This is a genomic window from Brucella tritici (assembly GCF_008932295.1).
Lineage (GTDB): Bacteria > Pseudomonadota > Alphaproteobacteria > Rhizobiales > Rhizobiaceae > Brucella > Brucella tritici.
On record NZ_WBWA01000139.1, the window covers coordinates 1 to 232 of the forward strand.

Consider the following 232-nt stretch of genomic DNA (forward strand, 5'->3'; position numbering starts at 1 on the left):
GTCTGCGCGTTGGTCTTGATGAATCGGCCTTCGTAACCTTCCCAGGCTACCTCGGCAATGTCATGAACGATGACGTGATCCTTGCTGGCGGCTATCGCACTGGCTTGATCAGCTACACCTTCACCGGTGGCAACGGCTTCTCGGCTATCCTGTCGCTCGAAGAAGGCGGCAACGGCGACTCCGACGTTGACGTAACGCTGAACGACTACACGCCGCACATCGTTGGCGGTCT

At 58.2% G+C, this 232-nt stretch carries 1 protein-coding gene; it reads left to right on the forward strand.

Features of this window, described 5'->3' with window-relative positions; all coding sequences use genetic code 11:
* Positions 1-232 (forward strand): porin (locus tag F9K91_RS25795; protein ID WP_208852742.1); only part of this gene is annotated, 232 nt, incomplete at both ends.